This window comes from Streptomyces sp. bgisy027, assembly GCF_057710365.1.
Map to the genome: position 1 here is coordinate 136,192 of NZ_JBYIVZ010000012.1, position 21,796 is coordinate 157,987.

Below are 21,796 nucleotides of genomic sequence, written 5' to 3' on the forward strand. Positions count from 1 at the left end.
ATGTCCTTTCCTCTGCTGACAGCCACGGCGGTGCTCCCGGCGATCGGGGCGATCGCCACGGCCGCCGTACCGGCCGCGCAGCGCACCGCCGCCAAATGGCTGGCGCTGCTCGTCTCGCTCGGCACACTCGCCCTCGCGATCACCGTCCTGGTCCGCTTCGACCCCGGCGGCGACCGTTATCAGCTCACCGAATCCCACTCCTGGATCGCGGACTTCGGGGTCCGCTACGAACTCGGTGTGGACGGCATCGCGGTCGCGCTGATCGCGCTGACGGCGCTGCTGATCCCGTTCATCATCCTCGCGGGCTGGCACGACGCCGACCCGCTGGAGACCGGCAGCAAGCGGTGGCGGCCGACCCAGGGCTTCTTCGCCCTGATCCTGGCCGTCGAGGCGATGGTGATCATCTCCTTCGAGGCCACCGACGTCTTCCTCTTCTACATCTTCTTCGAAGCCATGCTCATCCCGATGTACTTCCTCATCGGCGGCTTCGGGGACCGTGCCCACGAGCACGGCGAGAAGGTGGCCTCCACGCAACGGTCGTACGCGGCCGTGAAGTTCCTGCTCTACAACCTGGTCGGCGGTCTGATCATGCTGGCCGCGGTGATCGGCCTGTACGTGGTCGCCGGGAACTTCAGCCTCCAGGAGATCGCCGAGGCCCGTGCCAACGGCACGCTCGACATGGCGACCGACACCGAACGCTGGCTGTTCCTCGGCTTCTTCTTCGCCTTCGCGGTGAAGGCGCCGTTGTGGCCGCTGCACACCTGGCTGCCCAACGCGATGGGGGAGGCCACCGCACCGGTCGCCGTCCTCATCACCGCGGTCGTCGACAAGGTGGGCACCTTCGCGATGCTCCGCTTCTGCCTCCAGCTGTTCCCCGAGGCCAGCAAGTGGGCGACGCCCGCGATCCTCGTCCTGGCGCTGATCAGCATCGTCTACGGGGCGCTGCTCGCGGTCGGCCAGCGGGACATGAAGCGCCTGATCGCGTACGCGTCGATCTCGCACTTCGGCTTCATCATCATGGGCATCTTCGCGATGACCAGCCAGGGCCAGTCCGGCGCCACGCTCTACATGGTCAACCACGGGATCTCGACCGCCGCGCTGATGCTGGTGGCCGGCTTCCTGATCTCCCGGCGCGGCTCGCGGCTCATCGCCGACTACGGCGGTGTGCAGAAGGTCGCTCCGGTGCTCGCCGGCACATTCCTGATCGGCGGCCTCGCGACGCTGTCGCTGCCGGGACTGGCGCCGTTCGTGAGTGAGTTCCTGGTCCTGGTCGGCACGTTCACGCGCTACCCGGTGATCGGCATCATCGCCACCTTCGGCATCGTGCTCGCCGCGCTCTACGTCCTCGTCCTCTACCAGCGGACGATGACGGGCCCGGTGAAGCCGGAGGTCTCCGCGATGCCCGACCTCAGGGTCCGTGAACTCGTGGTCGTCGCCCCGCTGGTCGCACTGCTGCTCTTCCTGGGCGTCTACCCGAAGCCCCTGACGGACATCGTCAACCCGGCGGTCCAGCAGACCATGTCCGACGTACAGAAGAAGGATCCTCAGCCCGAGGTGGAGGCGGCCAAGTGAGCACATCTGCCGTCCACAGCCTGTGGACAACCGCGGCCGACCCGATCTCGAAGATCGACACGCCGAAGATCGAGTACGGGCAGCTGTCGCCCGTCCTGATCATTGTCGGCGCGGCAGTCGTCGGCGTGCTGATCGAGGCGGTCGTACCGCGCAAGACGCGCTACTACGCCCAGGTGTTCGTCTCCGTCGTGGCGCTCGTCGCCGCCTTCGCCGCGGTCGTGGCGCTGGCGGCCGGCGGATACGCCACGACCAAGTCGGGCATCGCCGCGATGGGCGCGATCGCCGTCGACGGACCCGCCCTGTTCCTCCAGGGCACGATCCTGCTGGCGGGCCTGGTCGGCCTGTTCACCTTCGCCGAGCGACGGCTCGATCCGGCGGCGCACGGCAACCGGGTCGACTCCTTCGCCGCGCAGGCCGCGTCCGTGCCGGGCAGCGACAGCGAGAAGGCCGCGGTCAAGGCCGGGTTCACCACCACCGAGGTGTTCCCGCTGCTGATGTTCGCCGTCGCGGGCATGCTGGTCTTCCCGGCGGCCAACGACCTGCTGACCCTGTTCATCGCCCTGGAAGTGCTCTCACTCCCGCTGTACCTGATGTGCGCACTGGCCCGGCGCAAGCGGCTGATGTCGCAGGAGGCCGCGGTCAAGTACTTCCTGCTGGGCGCCTTCGCCTCCGCGTTCACGCTGTTCGGCATCGCCATGCTGTACGGGTACGCGGGCTCCGTGTCGTACGCGACGATCGCGCAGGTCGTCGACGGTACGGTCCCGGACGTCACCCCGGCGCTCGCGGACACCATGGGCAACGACGCGCTGCTGCTCATCGGCTCCGCGATGATCGTGATGGGCCTGCTGTTCAAGGTGGGCGCGGTCCCGTTCCACATGTGGACGCCCGACGTCTACCAGGGTGCGCCCACGCCGGTGACCGGGTTCATGGCGGCGGCCACCAAGGTGGCGGCGTTCGGCGCGCTGCTGAGGCTCCTGTACGTCGTCCTGCCCGGCCTCCGCTGGGACTGGCGGCCGGTCATGTGGGGCGTGGCGATCGTCACCATGCTGGGCGGCGCGATCATCGCGATCACGCAGACCGACATCAAGCGACTGCTGGCGTACTCGTCGATCGCGCACGCGGGGTTCATCCTCGCGGGTGTCATCGCGACCACGCCGGACGGGGTGTCGTCCGTCCTCTTCTACCTGGCCGCGTACTCGTTCGTGACGATCGGCGCGTTCGCGGTGGTCACGCTGGTGCGGGACGCCGGCGGTGAGGCCACGCACCTGTCCAACTGGGCCGGTCTGGGCCGGCGTTCACCGCTGGTCGCGGCCGTGTTCGCGGTGTTCCTGCTGGCCTTCGCCGGTATCCCGCTGACCTCCGGGTTCGCCGGGAAGTTCGCCGTGTTCAAGGCGGCGGCGGAAGGCGGGGCGGCACCGCTGGTCGTGGTCGGTGTGATCTCGTCCGCGATCGCGGCGTTCTTCTACATCCGCGTGATCGTCCTGATGTTCTTCAGCGAGCCGCGGCCCGAGGGCCCGACGGTCGCCGTGCCGTCGCCGCTGACGATGACGGCGATCGGCGTCGGTGTCGCGGTCACGCTGGTGCTGGGTGTGGCGCCGCAGTACTTCCTGGACCTGGCGAACCAGGCGAGCGTGTTCGTGCGCTGACACGACGGCCTCGTGCATCACCGCGGCGGCCCGGCGTCCCTTCCGAGGGGTGCCGGGCCGCAGTCGTGTCGCGACGGGGGGCGAGCCTGTGGATAACTCCGGCGCTGTCGGTCCTGGCCCCTATCGTGGAGGCAGTGGTCGAGGGACGACGTACGGGGGACATGACGATGGGCGCGACGGGTGGGATCAGGGAGATGCCAGGGGTGACCGAGACGGCGCAGACCGGCGGCAGTGAGGCGCTGGCCACGCTGCACCGGGTCTTCGGATACGAGGCGTTCCGCGGCGAGCAGGAAGCCGTCATCGAGCATGTGGTGGCGGGCGGCGACGCGGTCGTGCTCATGCCGACCGGTGGCGGAAAATCCCTCTGCTACCAGATCCCGTCCCTGGTCAGACCAGGTACGGGTGTGGTCGTCTCGCCACTCATCGCACTCATGCAGGACCAGGTGGACGCGCTGCGGGCGCTGGGCGTGCGCGCCGGGTTCATCAACTCCACGCTGGACTTCGACGAGCGGCGCGTGGTCGAGGCGGAGTTCCTGGCGGGCGAGCTGGACCTGCTCTACCTCGCACCGGAGCGGCTGCGCCTGGACTCGACGCTGGAACTGCTCTCCCGCGGCAAGATCTCGGTGTTCGCCATCGACGAGGCGCACTGCGTCTCCCAGTGGGGCCACGACTTCCGGCCCGACTATCTGGCCCTTTCGCTGCTCGGCGAGCGCTGGCCGGACGTCCCGAGGGTCGCGCTCACGGCCACGGCCACCCGGGCCACCCACCAGGAGATCACCCAGCGCCTGAGCATGCCGACCGCCCGGCACTTCGTGGCGAGCTTCGACCGGCCGAACATCCAGTACCGGATCGTGCCGAAGGCCGACCCGAAGAAGCAGCTGCTGAGCTTCCTCAAGGACGAGCACGCGGGCGACGCGGGCATCGTGTACTGCCTGTCCCGCAAGTCGGTCGAGGCCACGGCCGAGTTCCTGGCCCGCAACGGCATCGAGGCGGTGCCGTACCACGCGGGGCTGGACGCGGGTACGCGCGCGGCGCACCAGTCCCGGTTCCTGCGGGAGGACGGCCTGGTCGTGGTCGCGACCATCGCCTTCGGGATGGGTATCGACAAGCCGGACGTCCGCTTCGTCGCCCATCTCGACCTGCCCAAGTCGGTCGAGGGCTACTACCAGGAGACCGGCCGCGCCGGCCGTGACGGCCTCCCCTCCACGGCCTGGATGGCCTACGGCCTCAACGACGTCATCCAGCAGCGCAAGCTGATCAACTCGGGCGAGGGCGACGAGGCGTTCCGGCGCAGGGCCGCCGCCCACCTCGACGCGATGCTGGCGCTGTGCGAGACGGCCCAGTGCCGGCGCGGCCAGCTGCTCGCCTACTTCGGCCAGGACGCCGAGCCGGTGGGCTGCGGCAACTGCGACACCTGCGTCACCCCGCCGGAGACCTGGGACGGCACGGTCGCGGCGCAGAAGGTGCTGTCGACGGTGGTGCGGTTGCAGCGCGAGCGCGGCCAGAAGTTCGGGGCCGTTCAGATCGTCGACATCCTGTTGGGGCGGCGCACCGCCAAGGTGATCCAGTTCGATCACGACCAGCTGTCCGTGTTCGGCATCGGCGAGGACCTCGACGAGGGCGAATGGCGGGGTGTCGTACGGCAGTTGCTGGCGCAGGGGCTGCTCGCGGTCGAGGGGGAGTACGGGACGCTCGTGCTGACCGAGGCCAGCGGGTCGGTGCTGCGGCGCGAGCGGGAGGTGCCGCTGCGGAAGGAACCGAAGAAGCCGGCGACCTCGAGGTCGGGCTCGGGTTCCGGCGGCTCCGGGCGCGGGGAGCGCAAGGCGAAGGCCGCGGCGGCCGAGCTGCCGGAGGAGCTGGTGCCGGCCTTCGAGGCGCTGCGTGCCTGGCGTGCCGAGCAGGCTCGGGAGCAGGGAGTCCCGGCGTACGTGATCTTCCACGACGCGACACTGCGGGAGATCGTGACCGTGTGGCCCGCGTCCGTGCGGGAGCTCGGGAGCGTCAGCGGGGTCGGCGAGAAGAAGCTGGCCACGTACGGGGAGGGCGTGCTCGAGGTGCTGGTCTCTGCGCGGGGTGAGTCCGGGGCCGGGGCCGGTTCAGGGGCGGCGCCCGACGCGGCTCCTGCGGCAGGGCACGGGACGGACGACTGGCCCGAGATGGAGCCGGAGCCGGAACCGGAGGACTGGGCCTAGCCGGAGCCGGAGCCGGAGGACTGGGGGGCTTGTGGAGGGCCGCGGCGACACGGGAGAGCCCGGGGAGGCCCGCTCCGGCCCAGGAGGGGCAGCGCCCGGCGCTGCCCGGTGACCTCAGCCCTCGACGAGGGCCCGGCGATCCGGCGCCCCGATCACGTCAGTGCCGTCAGCCCGGGTGCGAACGTGATCAACAGCGGGAGCAGCGGAATCAGCGCCGCCAGCGTCGTCGTGAGCGCGCGGTCGCGGCGGCCCAGGCGGGGCGGGGGCTGGAGGAGGCGGTCGACGCGTTCGCCCAGGAGACGGTGGGTGGACGCGCAGGACAGCACGCCCCGGTGCTGGTTGAGCTCGATCAGGGCCAGGGCCGTCGTCAGGTGACCGCAGCGGCGGGAGGCGGTGTCGTCGGCGGCCAGTTCGACCAGGCGCTGGGTCTGGTCGCAGAAGTGGGCGAACAACGGGATGCGGGGGAATCCGGTGGCGAGCGCGGTGGAGAGGTGCAGCAGCCAGTCGTGGCGGGCGCGGGCATGGCCCCGTTCGTGGGTGAGGACGGCGTCGAGCTGGTGGTCGGTCAGGCGGTGCAGGGCACCGGTGGTGACGATCAGCTGGGCCGGACTGCCGGGCATCCACCAGGCGTCCGGGTACTCGTCCTCCAACACCAGCAGCGGGCCGCGCGCCGAGCCCAGGCCCGCGGGCAGGTCGGGGGCGCGTTCGCGCAGGTGGGCCCTGGCGACGCCACGCCGCCGGCGGGCCTCGACGGTCTCGCGCGCCAGCATCGCGGTCGTCCAGGCGGCACCGCAGGCCAGCAGCAGAGTGAGGGCGGCCGCCCAGGCCGGCGCGGCCGAGAGGTCGTACGCCTCCGTCACCGACGGCGGAGCGGGAGCGAAGAGCTGGGCGCGCACCGTGCCGAAGACGGCGGCCGTGCCCAGGGAGAGGGCCGTAAGGCAGCACAGCAGGACGGTGGCGACCAGGCACTGCCACACCCAGAGCGCGACCACGGGTTCCCGTTCGGGCCAGGTGGCCCGGGTCAGTGCTCGGGGGACGGGTACGGCGGCCGTCAGGGCGACGATGCTCAACAGGAGCATGCAGACGGTCATGCCTTGGTCTCCGGATCCTGGACAGGAAGATGCGCGGGCGGCCGTGCGGGGCGGCGGGCTGCGCATGCCGGACACGGCTCGCATCCCACCGCCAGTCAGGATGACGGCGACCGTCGGCGGAGTCAGGGGGAAGGACGCGCCGAATGCGCGGCCCGGGCGACCGTACGGCCGGGGCGCCGGCGCCACCGCCGCGGATGCGAAACGTCCCGCGGAATCAGCGAGTTGGCGCCGGCCTCGCCGACACCGGCGGTCCTGCCGGCACCGGCGGCCTTCCCGGTGCCGGCCTCGCTCCCGGTCCGCGCCCTGCCGGCCTCGCCGTCACCCCGCCTCGATGCGCCCCGTGACCTCACCCAGCCCCACCCGGACCCCGCCGGGCCCCGGCGCCCAGGCGGACAGCGTCACCACGTCGCCGTCCTCCAGGAACGTCCGCTTGCCGTCAGGGAGTTCGAGCGGATCCCGGCCGTTCCAGGTCAACTCCAGCAGTGAGCCGCGCTCGCCTTCCGTCGGGCCGCTGACCGTGCCGGAGCCGTACAGGTCGCCGGTGCGCAGCGAGGCGCCGTTCACGGTCATGTGGGCGAGTTGCTGGGCGGCGGTCCAGTACATGGTGGAGAAGGGGGGCTCGGAGATCACGTGGCCGTTGACGGCCACCGAGATACGCAGGTCGTAGCCGCCGGGTTCGGTCTCGGAGCCGGAGTCGTCCAGGTACGGCAGCAGGGGATAGGTGCGTTCCGGCGGTGCCACCCGCGCGTCGTCCAGGGCATCCAGCGGAGTGATCCACGCCGACACCGACGTGGTGAAGGACTTGCCGAGGAACGGCCCGAGGGGGACGTACTCCCAGGCCTGGATGTCGCGCGCCGACCAGTCGTTGAGCAGGCACAGGCCGAAGACGTGCTCCCGGTAGTCGCCCAGCGCCACCGGCTCGCCCATCCGCGACGGTGTGCCGACCACGAAGCCGACCTCGGCCTCGATGTCGAGCCGGATCGACGGGCCGAAGACCGGCGCCGGATCGGTGGGGGCCTTGCGCTGGCCCGACGGGCGTACGACATCCGTGCCGGACACGACCACGGTGCCGGAGCGGCCGTGGTAACCGATCGGCAGGTGCTTCCAGTTGGGGGTGAGGGAGTCCTCGGCGTCGGGGCGGAAGATCTGGCCGACGTTCCGGGCGTGGTTCTCCGAGGCGTAGAAGTCGACGTAGTCGGCGACGTCGAAGGGGAGGTGCAGGGTCACCGAGGACAGGGGGTGGAAGAGGTCGCGCACGACCTCCTGGTGCGCGGGCACCGTCACCCATGCCGTCAGCGCGCGCCGCACGTCCGACCAGGTGGTGCGGCCGGCGGCGAGCAGCGGGTTCAGGGAGTCCCGGGCGAGCAGCGGGGCGTAGGGGGAGCCGAGGGCCTGGGCGGCCCTGCCCGCGTCGAGGACGTGGTCGCCGAGCCGGACGCCGACCCGTCGTGCGGAGTCCGCGCCGGGGAGGGAGAAGACGCCGTACGGAAGGTTGTGCGTGCCGAAGGGGTCGCCCTCGGGGAGATCGAAGGGGGGCATGGGGTGCTGCCTCACTCTCATACGCTCCGTATGCCATGTGGTCGGTCGGGCCACACGTTACGTGTGAGCCGCCTGCCTTGGGCAGTGCGAAAACCCGCGTCGCGGGGACCGGTGGAACGGCAGGTCGTCACCCTCGGCGGGGCCCCGGACACGCCGCGCGGCCACGTCGGAGTGAAATCACAGAGGAGGGAAGGCAGTTGTGCGCGCAATAGCACAAATGGAACCGGAACAGGTGTCAACACAAGTGAACCCAGCAGCCGTCCGGTTCAGGTCGAGTCGAAGGGGCTTCCTGTCCGTATTCTCTGATCATGGCTCCACCCATCGCATATTCACTCATCGCCACTGACCTGGACGGGACGCTGCTCCGCGGTGACGACACGCTGTCCGACCGGACCCTCGACGCGCTCGGGCGGGTGGTGGCGGCCGGCGCTCAGCACCTCGTCGTCACGGGGCGGCCGGCGCCCAGAGTGGGGCCGCTGCTCGACATCCTGGGCAGTACGGGGCTCGCGGTGTGCGGACAGGGCGCGCAACTGTACGACGCCGGCGCGGATCGTCTGCTGTGGTCCGTGACGCTGGACCGGGAGCTCGCGGAGACCGCGCTCGGCAAGATCGAGGCGGAGGTGGGGCAGGTGTACGCGGCCGTCGACCAGGACGGCGTCGACGGGCTCACGCTCATCGAGCCCGGCTATCTGATGCCGCACCCCACGCTGCCCGCCGTGCGCGTCAGACGCCGCGAGGACCTGTGGTGCGAGCCGATCAGCAAGGTGCTGCTGCGCCATCCGACGCTGTCGGACGACGAGTTGGCGGCGACGGCGCGTTCGGTGGTCGGTTCGCTGGCGACGGTCACCATGTCCGGGCCCGGCACCGTCGAACTCCAGCCATGCGGCATCACCAAGGCGACCGGTCTCGCGCTCGCCGCCGAGCATCTCGGCCTCGGACCGCGCGACACGATCGCCTTCGGGGACATGCCCAACGACATCCCCATGTTCGACTGGGCCGCCCGCGGGGTCGCGATGGCCAATGCGCACCCCGAACTCAAGGCGGTCGCCGACGAGATCACGGCCTCGAACGAGGACGACGGCATCGCCGTCGTCCTGGAGAGACTGTTCGCGGACACCCTGGCGCATATCGCCCGGTAAGGAGCGATAGGAGCGATATGCGCCGACGGGTGGCTTGCCGCTTCCGGTACGGGTGGCCCGCTGGTCCTAGTAGGGCCCGTTCACGTTGTCGATCGAGCCGTAGCGCGCGGCCGCGTAGTTGCACGCGGCCGCGATGTTCGCGACCGGGTCGTAGGGGTCGTACACGGTCCCCGGCACGTGGTATGCCGCGAAGGTGGGGTCGATGACCTGGAGGAGGCCCTTGGACGGGGTGCCGGCCGCGGCGTTGGAGTCCCAGTTGTTGATGGCCAGCGGGTTGCCGGACGACTCGCGCATGATGTTGCGGTGAATGCCCTCGTAAGAACCGGGGATTCCGTTCTGTCCCATGATGTCCAGGGCGTTGCGGATCCAGCCGTCGAGGTTGTCCGGGTACGTCTTCACGGAGGACTGGGTGGCCTGTGCGACGGAGGACTTCTTGGCGGGCGCGGCGGCCTTGGAGGCCGTCTTGCCCGGCGTGCCGGCCTTCTTGGTCGCCCGGACCTTCAGGTCGGTGCCCGGGTGGATCAGCCGGGGGTTGTCGCCGATGGTCTTGCGGTTGTCCTTGTAGAGCTGCTTCCAGCCGCCCTGGGCGTCGTACCGGTCGGCGATGCCGTAGAGCGTGTCGCCCTTCTTGGTGGTGTACGTGACGGACCCGACCTTGGCCGTGGCGGGCTCCGCGGCGGTTGCGGTGGTCGCGCCCAGGAGGGGAAGGGCGATGGCGGCGGTGCCGGTTCCGGCGATGACGGCACGGCGGGTGAGCGGGGTGGTGCGGGGGCGGCGGTGCTTGCCTCGGGGCATGGCGCTGTTCCTCTCCGACGCCTGCGAGGTGAGCTGTCGGGTTCGGGCGGGAGATGCCCGGCCGGGCCACCGTGCGGCGGCGCGACTTCACCCCTAGCCGGGCCGGTGCGCCATCAAGGCGTCCGGTCCGGCGGCTTACCTGGGTCCCCCGCTCTGCCGTGCGTTTGTGAGTTGCGTGTGGGTGGATGACTCGGGCAGCGGCAGGATTAGGCGTCCGCCCGACGAGCGGGAACGTATGCGAGAGCACATGCCAGGAACAAGTGTCGTCGTCACCTGTAGTGCAGTTTGACCTTGGTCTGAGGCGAATGCGGTACTTGATCCTTTGCGGTTGTTAATCCTCAACTTGCTTTTGGTGCAAGGCGGGAAGGGGTACCCCCGGAAAGATGTGAGACCCGGCGCGAGTGACCCAACTCACTGGCGGGCGCAAGAGTGGCAAATCGGGCAATGGATCCAACTCGCCTTTATCCGGCTGTCCATGGAGTCCGTTTTTCCCGTGTCGGATGGAAAAGTGGTCCTTCGCCCTCTGTGCGGATCGCCGGGGGACGATCTCTGTTCCGCCCAACGCGCTTGCGTGCGGGGGGAGTTCCGGTGTGCCGTGGCCGACGCCTCCGGGCGCGCATGTCGACCCTGAGGGTGGAACCTCGCGTGCGGTGCGAGTCGTTGTCATGGCAGTCCTCCGTCGGGCCGGCGGGGGGTGTGATCGTTGAGCCGGCCGCCGACGAGGGAGGTCAGATGGGTGAGGGTGGCCGGGGTGGCCGGGACGGTGGCGGCACCGGTTCGGGACGCGGGTCGCTACTTCCATATAAGTCGATCGATATCCGGCCTTATCAGGTGATCAAAAACATACCTGCCGTGATCCGATACCGCCCATGGTGGACGGGTGGGCGGCATCGGTGATCGAAACCTGACCGGATACGCTGACTTGAGTGATGGCAGCGACCTATCGACAAACCGTGTAACAGCCAGTGGACACCAGCAGACAGGAGACCCCTCGTGACCGTCGTCGGGCCGTTCGGGCTGAGCGTGCGGGACCAGGCTCTGGAAGCCGATGTCCAGGCCGGAATGGCGGCTGTCGAGGAGGGATTGCTCGAAGCCACCAAGAGTGAGGTCCCCTTCATCACCGAGGCCGCCCAGCATCTGGTGCGGGCGGGCGGGAAGCGGTTCCGGCCGCTGCTGGTGATGCTCGCGGCCCAGTTCGGGGACCCGTACGCGCCGGGGGTCGTCCCCTCGGCCGTGGTCGTCGAGCTCACCCATCTGGCGACGCTGTACCACGACGACGTGATGGACGAGGCGGCCGTACGGCGCGGGGTCGAGAGCGCGAACACCCGCTGGGGGAACTCCGTCGCCGTGCTGACCGGCGACTTCCTCTTCGCCCGGGCCTCGCACATCCTCGCCGACCTCGGGCCCGAGGCGGTCCGGGTGCAGGCCGAGGCGTTCGAGCGGCTGGTCACCGGGCAGATCCTGGAGACGGCGGGGCCGCAGGACGGGCGCGATCCCGTGGATCACTACCTGGACGTGCTCGGCGGGAAGACCGGGTCGCTGGTGGCGGTCTCGTGCCGGTTCGGGGCGATGATGTCGGGCGCCGACGAGACGGTCGTCGACGTGCTGACCCAGTACGGGGAGCGGCTGGGTGTCGCCTTCCAGCTGGCGGACGACGTGCTGGACATCGCGAGCGACTCGCACGAGTCCGGCAAGACGCCGGGGACGGATCTGCGCGAGGGCATCGCGACCATGCCGGTGCTGCGGCTCCAGGAGCGTGCCGCGCGGCTGGGGCTGGCCGAGGACATCGCGCTGTGCGAACTGCTGGAGTCCGACCTGAGCGACGACGCGCGGCTGGCGGAGGCGCTGGCCGGGCTCCGGGAGCACCCGGCGCTGGAGCAGGCGCGACGGGACACCGTCAGGTTCGCGGAGGAGGCGCGGGCCGCGCTGGCGCCGCTGCCGGACATGGACGCGAAGGCCGCGCTGATGGAGCTGTGCGACGCGGTGGTGCACCGGGCGGGCTGAGGTGCGGCCACCCTCGGCAGTATGAACCCCGCCTCAGTATGTGACGTACGCCACAAGTCTGGACTGAGTCCAAACTGAGATCCCTTCCGTATGAATGCCCAGAAGCTGACGCAGGGGGCGTCAGCTGCATTACGGGGAGAAAACAGAATCATGGGCATGAAGACGACGTTCTCGAAGCGCCGTAACAGCCTGATCGTCACCGCCGTCGCGGTGGCCGCCGCCGGCGGTGTCGCCGCCGCGGTGATTCCCGCCTTCGCCGCCGGAGATGACCGCGCCGACCACGCGGGCCACGCCGGAAGCGACACGCAGGGGATCGTGAGCCGGAGCGGGACCGCCGCCGGGGGTATCGGCGGCAGTGGGGGCACGATCCTCGCGGCCTCCCTCCGCGGGGCCAACGAGGTGCCCGTCGAGGGCGGGCCCGCCGTCGGGGACAAGGACGGCGCTGCCCTGGAGTTCGTGAAGGTCAAGGGCGAGAAGGTGTCCGTCGCCGTCACCTGGCGCGGCACCGGCCGGCCGACCGCCCTCCACATCCACCAGGGCGCCAAGGGCACCAACGGCGGCATCAAGGTCGACTTCGGCGGCCTGCTCGGCAAGAGCAAGGGCCACAGCGTCACCGGCAGCGTCGAGGTGAAGGACCCCGCCCTGCTCAACGCCCTCAAGAACGACCCGGGTTCCTTCTACGCCAACCTCCACACGGCCGAGTTCCCGGGCGGTGCGGTGCGCGGGCAGCTCCACAAGGTCACCGTCGCCGGGTTCGGCTTCCGCGACGCGCTCGACAACTTCCAGGCGTCCGTCGTCAAGGGCAAGCAGATCTACGAGTGCAAGCCGGCCGAGGGCGGCGGGTACGCGTTCGCCCAGCGGGACGTCAGCGCCGTGCTCGGCGGCCGTATCGCGCACTCCTTCGTGGCACCCGACTCCGGTACGCCGCAGTGGATCGCGCGGGACGGCAGCGCGGTGACCGGGGCCGTCATCTCCCGGACCCCGAACGGCGACAGGAACATCCCCGAGCTCGACCTGAAGGCCACTCAGTCCGGCAAGCACCACGGCCTGCTCGCCGACACCGCCGAGATCCTGCGGCTGAACACCGTCGGCGGAGTGGCTCCGGCCGGCTCCTGCACGCCCGGCGCGATCGTCGGTGTGCCGTACCAGGCGGACTACGTGTTCCTCAACGGCTGATCCGCGGCGGCTGCGGCCCTTACGGCCGTCCGCGCGGCGCCCACCCGGCGGCGTTCTCCCCGCCGACCCCTACGGGTCGGGGGAGGCGCCGCCCGCGTGTGTCATACCGCAGGTGTACACGGAGTTGGCTCCGGAGGCTGACGAATCTCCCTGGCCGATTTGGTCAGATGGAGACCACGGAAAACACCACTCCTCACCGATTCGGGTGAGAATGGCGGCTACGGGGTGGGCGAGTGCGGGGTCACAGGACTCGCGAGCGAGGGAACGAGACAGCCGCCGCCGACGACGGAGGTAAGGCACACATGGCACCGTACGAATCCGAGGACAGCACGACCGCAGGGGAGGCCGACGACCTGCGCACGGGGCGTCGCAAGGCCGCGCGGTACGTCGTTCCGGTCGCGGTCGTGGGAATCGCGGCGGCGACCATCGGGCTCGTCCCGGCGATCGCCGACTCCGGCGACCCCGATCTGCCGGACATCACCGCGCAGCAACTCATCGAGAAGATCGCGAAGTCGGACGTGGAGCAGCTGTCCGGCACCTTCAAGATCACCACCGACCTGGGGCTGCCCGACCTCGGCGGGCTGGGGGCCGGCTTCGCCTCCGGCGCCATGGCCTCGGGCTCGGGTGACGGATCGTCCGCCGACCCCTCGGCCAAGCTGACCGAGCTGGCGTCCGGCACGCACACCCTGCGCCTCGCCGTGGACGGCGACGACAAGCAGAAGCTCTCCCTGCTGGAGAACGCCTCCGAGTACAGCCTCATCCACAACGGCAAGGACATCTGGGGCTACGACAGCAAGTCCAACGAGGTCTTCCACGGCACCGCCGACGAGGCACAGGCGGACAAGGGCAAGTCCGAGGAGGTCCCCGGTACACCCAAGGAGTTCACCGAGGAGGCCCTGAAGGCGGTGGACGACACCACGTCCGTCACCGTCGACGGCACCGCGCAGGTCGCGGGCCGGGACGCCTACCGGCTGGTCATCAAGCCGAAGCAGTCCGGGAGCACGGTCGGCGCGATCAGCGTGGCCGTGGACGCCGAGACCGGCATGCCGCTGAAGTTCACGCTGACCCCGTCGAGCGGTGGCGCGGCCGTGATCGACGCCGGCTTCACCCAGGTCAGCTTCGCCAAGCCGGCCGCCTCCACCTTCGACTTCACCCCGCCCAAGGGCGCGACGGTCACCGAGGAGGGCGAGCTGGACAAGGCGGCCCGCGAGCACGGCGGCGCGAAGTCCGAGGACGAACTGGGCAAGGAGCTGGAGAAGGAGTTCGGCGGCCCGCTGTCCGGGGGCGCGCTGGGCAAGGGCGCCGAGGGCGGCCCCGAGGTCATCGGCGAGGGCTGGAACTCCGTGGCCGTCTTCGACACCGGCGGCGAGGGCGTCCCGTCCGGCAGCGAGGTCGGCGGCGACATGGGCGGCTTCCTGGACTCCCTGGGCGACAAGGTCACCGGTAAGTTCGGCTCGGGCACCGTCTTCAAGACGCGCCTGATCAACGCCCTCGTCACGGACGACGGCAAGGTGTACGTCGGCGCCGTCACCAAGGACGCGCTCGTGAAGGCGGCCGACTCGGGCAAGTAGCCCACCACCGACCGCCCGACCCGCACCACGAACCGAGGAGCCCGAGGCGCCGATGGAGGAACCGCCCGCGGGGAAGCCCGACGAGACCGCCCGGACGGACCGGAGTCGGCAGGCCGGCGAGGCTGCCCGGACGGACCGGAGTCGGCAGGCCGGCGAGGCTGCCCGGACGGACCGGAGTCGGCAGGCCGACGAGACCGCCCGGACCGACCGGAGTCGGCAGGCCGACGAGACCGCCCGGACCGACCGGAGTCGGCAGGGCGACGAGACCGCGCACGCCGGTGGGTCCGCGGGGCCCGGTGACGGCGGTGCCGTGATCTCCACCCACGGGCTCACCAAGCGCTACCGCGGTGGGCAGCTCGCCGTGGACGGTCTCGATCTGGCCGTCCCGGCGGGCAGCGTCTTCGGCTTCCTCGGTCCGAACGGCTCGGGCAAGACCACCACCATCCGCATGCTGATGGGCCTGATCGAGCCCACCTCCGGTTCCGCGCGCGTGCTCGGGCAGCCCATGCCCCGGGCCGCGCGCGCCGTACTGCCGCACGTCGGCACACTCATCGAGGGACCCGCCCTCTACGGCTTCCTCTCCGGCCGCGACAACCTCCTGCGCTACGACGCCGCCGACCCCACCGCCGATCCCCGTACCCGGCGCGCCCGCGTCACGGCCGCACTGGACCGGGTGGGCCTGACGGCCGCCGCCGGCAAGAAGGCCAAGGCGTACTCGCTCGGCATGAAGCAGCGGCTCGGGCTCGCGGCCGCGCTGCTGCAGCCGCGCAGGCTCCTCGTCCTCGACGAGCCGACCAACGGTCTCGACCCGCAGGGCATGCGCGAAATCCGTTCGCTGATCCGGGAGCTGGCCTCCGACGGCACGACCGTCTTCCTCTCCTCACACCTTCTCGACGAGATCGAGCAGGTCTGCACGCACGCCGCCGTGATGGCCCAGGGAAGGCTGATCACCCAGGGTGCGGTGGCGGAGCTGGCGGCCGGGACGCGCGGCCGGCTCGTCGTGACCACACCGGACACCGGGGACGCGGCCCGGGTGCTCAAGGAACAGGGCGCCGGCGATGTCGTGATCACCGACGACCGGGTGACCGCCGAGCCCCCGGACCGTGATCTCGCTGACGTCAACGCGGCGCTGGTGAGGGCCGGGGTCCGCGTCCGCGGCTTCGGCGTCGAACGGGCCTCCCTGGAGGACGCGTTCGTGGCACTGACGGGGGAGGGGTTCGATGTCGCGGGCTGACGTCGTCGAGCAGGCGGGCGCGATCGGAGCGGACCGGAAGTCCAGCCCCCTGTGGACCCTCGGCCTGTTCCGCAGCGAACTCGCCACGACCTTCCGGCGCTGGCGCACCCTCGCGCTGCTCGCCGTCCTGGCCGCCGTGCCGATCCTGGTCGGCATCGCAGTGAAGATCGAGACCGGCGACGGCTCGTCCGCGGGCGGTGGACCCGAGGGTGGCGGTGGCCCGGCGTTCATCTCGCAGATCACCAACAACGGCCTGTTCCTGGTCTTCACCGCACTCGCCGCGACGCTCCCCTTCTTCCTGCCGATGGCGATCGGCGTCATCGCGGGCGACGCGATCGCGGGCGAGGCGAACGCCGGTACCCTCCGCTATCTCCTCGTCGCCCCCGCCGGCCGCACCCGCCTGCTGTTCACCAAGTACGCGACCACGATGACGTTCTGCCTGGTGGCCACCCTGGTGGTCGCGGTCTCGGCGCTCACGGTCGGCGCGTTGCTGTTCCCGCTCGGCGATCTGACGACCATCTCCGGCACCCGGATCAGCTTCGGCGAGGGCCTGGCCAGAGCCCTGCTGATCGCCCTGGTCGTCGCCGTGTCACTGATCGGCGTGGCGGCGCTCGGCCTGTTCGTCTCGACGCTGACCAACAGCGGCATCGCGGCGATGGCGACGACGGTGGGCCTGCTGATCACCGTGCAGATCCTCGACCAGATCCCCCAGCTCCACGCGCTTCAGCCGTACTTCTTCTCGCACTACTGGCTGTCCTTCGCCGACCTCATGCGCGAGCCCGTCTACTGGGACGACCTGGTGAAGAACCTCGGTCTCCAGGGCCTCTACGCGGCGGTGTTCGGCTCGGCGGCGTGGGCGAGGTTCACGGCGAAGGACATCACGGCGTAGGAGATCACGGCGTAGGACATCAGGGCGTAGGACATCAGGGTGTAGGACATCAGGGCGCAGCGCTCAGTCGGTCTCGTACGGGAAGCGCGCGAGCGGCGCCTCCTGCGCGAAGAACGTCTTCGCGCGGGCCAGTGCCTCGGCGTCGGCGAGCACGTCACCGGGCTTGCTGCCGTTGCCGAGCAGCACTCCGCCGAAGCGCATCCTCAGGTACGCGGCGGAGTTGCTGAGCGTCCCGATCAGCGGATCGGCGACCTCCTGCTCCTCGTGCGCGAGCGCGGTGACGCCCCACAGGGTGCGTCCGGCCATGGTCGCCTTGAAGTCGGCACCGGGCGTGCGCAGCCAGCCCGACCAGTAGTCGAGGTAGCGCTTGACGTGCGCGGACACCGAGTACCAGTACAGCGGCGAGACGATCACGACGTCCGTCGCCGCGAGCGTGGCGTCGAGCAGCAGTGCCACGTTCCCCCGGGTCGGGCGCACATGGTCGCTGTCGTGCCGCAGGTCCTCGAAGTCGGGCAGCGGATGCGCGGCCAGGTCGATCCACTGCTGCTCGACACCCTCGGGCAGTTGCTCGGCGGCCCTGCGGGCCAGGAGCTCGGTGTTGCCGTCGGAACGGCTGCTGCCGAGGACGAACAGGAAGCGGCGGGTCATGGTTCCCCCAAAGAGTCGGCCTTCACAGGGGGCCGGATGGTCGGCGTACGACAACTAATCGCATGTGCATTATATGCGCACGCATGTAGATGTCCAGGGGATCGGATCCTGCAGGTGTCCGGGAGGATCCTGCAGGTGTCCGGCGATCCAGAAGGGCGCAGCGCTCACCAGGGCCCGAGGTGGGCCTCGGCCACGCCCGCGACTTCGAGCAGCAGCGCCTCCTCGCCGTGTGCCGCCACCAGTTGGAGTCCGACGGGGCAGCCGTCCGGCCCGAACCCCGCCGGGATGCTGATCGCCGGATGCCCGCTTAGGTTGAACGCCCAGGTGAGCGCGGTGGAGTAGTGCTCGCCGGGGCCCTCGTGACCGTGCGGCGGGGTGGGCGCCGTCGGCGTCAGCAGCAGCCGGCTGTCGGCGAAGAGGGCGGCCAGCCGGCCGTCGTTGGCGGCACGGATGCGATGGACCTCGGGGGTGGGCCCGGCGCCCGGCGTCCGCAGGGCCAGCCATGCCGGGGCCGGGTCGTGGAGGCGGAGCGCGGAGCGCGGGCGCGTGAGCCGTAGCGCCCCTGCCTCTGCCAGCCGGAGGGCGGCGGCACGGGCGACGGCGACGACGTCCGGGTCGGGGCAGTCGAAGCCGAGGTCGGCAGACCATACGGCGGTCGGCGGACCGGCGGAACGGGACTTGGCTCGGGCTCTGGCGCCGGCCTCGGCCCCGGCTCTGGCGCCCGTCTCGGCCTCGGTCTTGGCTTCGGCCCCGGACTTGCCTTCGGCTCCGGACCTGCCCTCGGCTCCGGACTTGGCTCCAGATCCGGCGCCCGACCCGGCTCCGGACTTGGCTCCGGCTCTGGCGCCCGTCTCGGCCTCGGTCTTGGCCTCGGCCCCCGACCTGCCCTCGGCCCCGGACATGCCCCCAGATCTGGCGCCCGACCCGGCCCCGGACCTCGACCCGGCTCCGGCCCCGGACCTCGACCCGGCCCCGAGGTCGGCCTCCGCGGTGTCGCCTGACATCACCCGCCAGTACGCCGCCGCATCCCCCACCCGCCGCGCCAGCACCCCCGGCACCATGAGCCCGGTGCGGTCGCTCGACGGCAGCCGCCCGTTGCCGACCTTCAGCCCGACGACGCCGCACCACGCCGCCGGGATCCGTACCGAACCGGCCCCGTCGTTCCCGGTCGCGAGCGGCACCAGTCCCGCCGCCACCGCCACCGCGGAACCGGCCGAGGAGCCGCCCGGCGTGCGGTCGTGGCGCCAGGGGTTGACCGTGGGGCCGTGGCGGCCGAGTCCCCAGGTCTGCCAGACGGTCCCCGGTCCCGGAACCGATGTCGCCCCCACCGCCACACACCCCGCTTCGAGCAACGGGCCCGCCGTCCCGAGCCCGCGCCGCCCCTTGACGCCGATCGGTACGCCGGCCAGCGGCAGCCACTCACCCGCCTCGACCCGTGCGTCCACCTCGCCGGCCCGCCGAAGAGCGTCCTCGGCCCAGACCTCGATGAAGGCGGACAGGACCGGGTCGGCCCGTTCGATGCGGTCGAGGGCCTCCGCGACGACGTCGACCGCGCGCAGGGTCCGCGAACGTACGGCGGAGGCGATCTCCTCGGCCGAGAGGGAGGCGGGTGCGGCGGGAGAGGGGTCTGCGTCGGGGTGGTCAGGCGTACGCGTCATGCAGTGATTGTCCGTGCGCCGGGGCGGACCCCGGGGCGACGGATTCACCTCACCGGCACTGAACATCGCCGCCGCGGAGCAGGGCCGGGGCTACGGCCGCTTCGCCGTCGAGTCCGTGGCCACGGAGCTGCGCCGACGGGGCGCCACCGGCACTCACCGGCCGCGGCGGACGTTCCCCGACCTCACAGAGTCCGGCCGGTCAGCCGCGCCAGCGCCTCCGCCTCTCTCGGCCGCTGCCCGCTCAGATCGCCGAGCCGCCAGGCCGGCACCCACGGCACCCGGTACACGTCGATCATCGACTCGATGACCTTGACGCGCTCGGCGAGTGGTCGCGGCAGACGCCCCGGCGCGTCCGCGACCAGGACGACCGCGTCGAGGTCGAGCCCGTGCGGAGCCTCGCCGCGCCGGAAGACCTCCAGGGTGTGCAGCGCGGCGGTCAGCCCGGCCGCGTGGGTGCGGGCCACGAGCAGTACCGACGGCGGATCGGCCGGCCCGGGCCAGCCGCGTCCGCAGTCGTGGCCGCCGTAGACCGCGGCGAGCGTCGACACACCCGCCCCGCCGCACACACCGACCCAGGAGAAACGCCGGGGCCGGAAGGGGCCGGGAGAGGGCGGAGGTTCCTCCGGGAGGGCCACCGGCCCGCGGATCCAGATCTCCGGCCCCGGCTGCGGCCGGCCCTGCTGCACGCGCATGTCAGTCCGCATGCCCGCACTCCTCCCTCGTCACGCCACCGATCTTCGAGCCAGGCATGAGAACGCTGTGACGTGGCACAAGCTCCTGGAACGAGTCTGTGACGTCACGGTGACGTCCGCACCGTGCGCGGCCGGAGAGACTCGAGATTACGTGTACGACGTGTCCGACCTGTACAACCGGACCTGGACGCCGGGGAAGCGGAACCCGACGGCGAGAGGGAGCACCATGGAACCCGAACGCGCCGTCCGCGCACTCCCCGACGCATGCGAGTGAGGGAAGCGATGCCTCGACTGAGCCGCGCGAAGAAGCGGGAACACAAACACGCCGTCGCGGCCCAGGTGGCCGCGCCGATCGACGTGCACGTCCCCGTCGCCGGCCCGGGCGCGGGCGGCGCGTCCATCGGCGGCGTCCCCGTCATGGCGGCCCCGGGGGAGGAGATCCAGCACGTCGTCCTGGCCCACCTGCAGCGCATCGCCCGCGCCGGCGGTCACCCCGTGCACGCCACCGTCCACGACGAGCGCATCGGCTACGTCGTCCCGCTGCTGGTCGAGGAGGACGGCTCCAGCCGCTTCACCGCCGAGCCCGTCCGCACCGGTCCGCCCGCGGCGCCGGCCACAGCCGTGCGGCCCGCGGCGGAGCGGCCCGCGCTCCCCGCCGCTCCGGCGAGCGCCGCCCCCGCCCCTTCGGCGAGCGCCGCCCCCGCCCCGCCGCCGAGTGCCGCCCCCGCCCCTTCGCCGAGTGCCGCCCCCGCCCCTTCGGCAAGCGCCGACCCCGCCCCGCCGCCGGGCGCCGTACCGCACCGGGACAGGCCCACCCATGTCCTACGGCCGCTCTCGGGCCCGTCGCAGGACGCCTCGCCCACCTTCCGGCTGCGTGCCCTACCCGAGCCGGTGCAGGACGCCGCACCCGGCACGGTCGCGCCGCCGCTCGGGGAGTTCGGGCCACCGCCGGTCATGGGCGCTCCCGTGGACACCCCCGTAGGCGCTCCCGTAGGCGCTCCCGTGAACACCCCCGTAGACGCCCCCGTGAACACCCTCGCAGGCGCATCCGCAGACGCCCCCGTGGATACGCCCGGAGAGGCACCGTCGGACGCATCTGCGAGCGGACCCATGCACGCGCCGCCGACCCCGACCCCGACGCCGACGCCGGAACCGGCCGACGCGCCCCTGTCCCCGACCCCGACCCCGACGCCGGAACCGGCCGACGCGCCGCCGACCCCCTCCACCCGCATCCCCGTCTCGGACCCGACCCCCTTGCCGGTCCCGACCCCGGCCGCCAAGCCGGCCCCCGGCTCCGACCCGCACCCCCGCTCCCACCCTCGCTCCCACCCGCACTCCCACCTCCGTCCCGACCCCGTCTCGGACCCCGACCCCAAGCCCGCCCCGCCCCGCGGCTTCGACGCGGTCGCCGAGGCCGTTCTCGGGGACGCACCGGCCGACGCCACCGCCGACGCCTCCCCGTTCGCCGTACCGATGGCGCGGATCAACGACGCCGTCAAGGCGGGGCGCACGGCGGAGGCGGCGGAGCTCGCGGAGCGGACCGTGGCGGAGGCGTCGGCGGTGCTCGGGCCGCAGCACGCCGAGGTGTTGCGGATCCGTGAACTCGGCGCGTACATCGCCTACTTGGCGGGCGACCCGGAGCGCGCCTTCGCGCTCGCCCTCGACGTGGCGCGCAGGCACCACGGTGCCCGCGACGCGGAGGCGGCGTACGGCAGTCTGCACGGCGCGGCCACGGCCTGGCGCGCCGTGCGGGACCCGGCCCAGGGACTGCAAATGGGCCGGGACCTGCTCGGACTGTGGGACGAGATCGCGGCCGAGGGCGGTCCGGCCGCCGACGACGTCGAGGAGCTGGAGGCGGCCCGTGCCCGCATGGACCGCCTGGCCGCCCGGGCCGCCAAGTCGGCCGAACCGCCCACTGGCTGACCGCTCGCCGACCGGTGCCGGCGATCC

16 protein-coding genes and 1 pseudogene are annotated in these 21,796 nt (G+C 71.6%); 11 read left to right on the top strand and 6 right to left on the bottom strand.

The annotated features are described in order from the left end of the window. From AC3ETA_RS15000 to recQ, 3 genes are all read left to right on the top strand, one after another. Positions 1-1,572 (top strand): NADH-quinone oxidoreductase subunit M, encoded by a 1,572-nt coding sequence (locus AC3ETA_RS15000; protein ID WP_432193377.1) that lies wholly within the window; start codon positions 1-3, stop codon positions 1,570-1,572. Further along, positions 1,569-3,218, top strand: coding sequence for an NADH-quinone oxidoreductase subunit NuoN (gene nuoN / locus AC3ETA_RS15005; RefSeq protein WP_432193378.1), 1,650 nt, complete (start codon positions 1,569-1,571; stop codon positions 3,216-3,218). Before AC3ETA_RS15000 ends, nuoN begins: the two co-directional genes overlap by 4 nt. A gap of 167 nt (positions 3,219-3,385) precedes the next feature. After that, positions 3,386-5,410 carry a DNA helicase RecQ gene (gene recQ, locus AC3ETA_RS15010; RefSeq protein ID WP_432193426.1) on the top strand — a complete coding sequence of 675 codons (2,025 nt, stop codon included), beginning with the start codon at positions 3,386-3,388 and terminating at the stop codon, positions 5,408-5,410. A gap of 152 nt (positions 5,411-5,562) precedes the next feature. Here the strand turns inward: recQ and AC3ETA_RS15015 are convergent, their stop codons facing one another. After that, positions 5,563-6,501 (bottom strand): M56 family metallopeptidase, encoded by a 939-nt coding sequence (locus AC3ETA_RS15015; RefSeq protein WP_432193379.1) that lies wholly within the window; start codon positions 6,499-6,501, stop codon positions 5,563-5,565. Between the two features lie 318 nt (positions 6,502-6,819). After that, the gene (gene fahA / locus AC3ETA_RS15020) at positions 6,820-8,040 is read right to left on the bottom strand and encodes a fumarylacetoacetase (protein ID WP_432193380.1); all 1,221 of its coding nucleotides are present in this window, start codon (positions 8,038-8,040) and stop codon (positions 6,820-6,822) included. A 308-nt stretch (positions 8,041-8,348) separates the two neighbouring features. Between fahA and AC3ETA_RS15025 the strand changes: the two genes are divergently transcribed. Continuing rightward, positions 8,349-9,179: an HAD family hydrolase gene (locus AC3ETA_RS15025; protein ID WP_432193381.1), complete on the top strand. Its 831-nt coding sequence runs from the start codon at positions 8,349-8,351 to the stop codon at positions 9,177-9,179. Positions 9,180-9,245: 66 nt separating this feature from the next. Here the strand turns inward: AC3ETA_RS15025 and AC3ETA_RS15030 are convergent, their stop codons facing one another. After that, complete coding sequence (locus AC3ETA_RS15030) at positions 9,246-9,974, bottom strand: LysM peptidoglycan-binding domain-containing protein (RefSeq protein WP_432193382.1); 729 nt, start codon at positions 9,972-9,974, stop codon at positions 9,246-9,248. 993 nt (positions 9,975-10,967) lie between these two features. Between AC3ETA_RS15030 and AC3ETA_RS15035 the strand changes: the two genes are divergently transcribed. From AC3ETA_RS15035 to AC3ETA_RS15055, 5 genes are all read left to right on the top strand, one after another. Then, a complete protein-coding gene (locus AC3ETA_RS15035; protein WP_432193383.1) occupies positions 10,968-11,978 on the top strand; it encodes a polyprenyl synthetase family protein in 1,011 nt (336 codons plus the stop codon). 156 nt (positions 11,979-12,134) lie between these two features. Next, entirely contained in the window at positions 12,135-13,154 is a 1,020-nt protein-coding gene (locus tag AC3ETA_RS15040; RefSeq protein WP_432193384.1) for a CHRD domain-containing protein, read from the top strand. Between the two features lie 302 nt (positions 13,155-13,456). Then, positions 13,457-14,725: a LolA family protein gene (locus AC3ETA_RS15045; protein WP_432193385.1), complete on the top strand. Its 1,269-nt coding sequence runs from the start codon at positions 13,457-13,459 to the stop codon at positions 14,723-14,725. Positions 14,726-14,777: 52 nt separating this feature from the next. Further along, positions 14,778-15,959 carry an ABC transporter ATP-binding protein gene (locus AC3ETA_RS15050; protein WP_432193386.1) on the top strand — a complete coding sequence of 394 codons (1,182 nt, stop codon included), beginning with the start codon at positions 14,778-14,780 and terminating at the stop codon, positions 15,957-15,959. Then, entirely contained in the window at positions 15,946-16,848 is a 903-nt protein-coding gene (locus AC3ETA_RS15055; RefSeq protein ID WP_432193387.1) for an ABC transporter permease, read from the top strand. Before AC3ETA_RS15050 ends, AC3ETA_RS15055 begins: the two co-directional genes overlap by 14 nt. Positions 16,849-16,911: 63 nt before the next feature. On the opposite strand, the gene AC3ETA_RS15060 is transcribed toward AC3ETA_RS15055, so the two are convergent. Both AC3ETA_RS15060 and AC3ETA_RS15065 read right to left on the bottom strand, forming a co-directional pair. Next, entirely contained in the window at positions 16,912-17,496 is a 585-nt protein-coding gene (locus AC3ETA_RS15060) for a flavodoxin family protein (protein WP_432193388.1), read from the bottom strand. A gap of 164 nt (positions 17,497-17,660) precedes the next feature. Then, on the bottom strand, positions 17,661-19,154 hold the full coding sequence (locus tag AC3ETA_RS15065; RefSeq protein ID WP_432193389.1) for an amidase family protein: 1,494 nt from the start codon (positions 19,152-19,154) through the stop codon (positions 17,661-17,663). A 58-nt stretch (positions 19,155-19,212) separates the two neighbouring features. On the opposite strand from AC3ETA_RS15065, the pseudogene AC3ETA_RS15070 reads away from it, so the two are divergent. Then, a pseudogene (locus AC3ETA_RS15070) lies at positions 19,213-19,302 on the top strand (GNAT family N-acetyltransferase); the annotation flags it as partial. 34 nt (positions 19,303-19,336) lie between these two features. Here AC3ETA_RS15070 and AC3ETA_RS15075 read toward each other — a convergent pair. Continuing rightward, entirely contained in the window at positions 19,337-19,858 is a 522-nt protein-coding gene (locus AC3ETA_RS15075; RefSeq protein ID WP_432193390.1) for a DUF6668 family protein, read from the bottom strand. A gap of 270 nt (positions 19,859-20,128) precedes the next feature. Here AC3ETA_RS15075 and AC3ETA_RS15080 point away from each other — a divergent pair, with 270 nt between their 5' ends. Then, the gene (locus AC3ETA_RS15080) at positions 20,129-21,769 is read left to right on the top strand and encodes a tetratricopeptide repeat protein (protein WP_432193391.1); all 1,641 of its coding nucleotides are present in this window, start codon (positions 20,129-20,131) and stop codon (positions 21,767-21,769) included. The last annotated feature ends 27 nt before the right edge of the window (positions 21,770-21,796 follow it).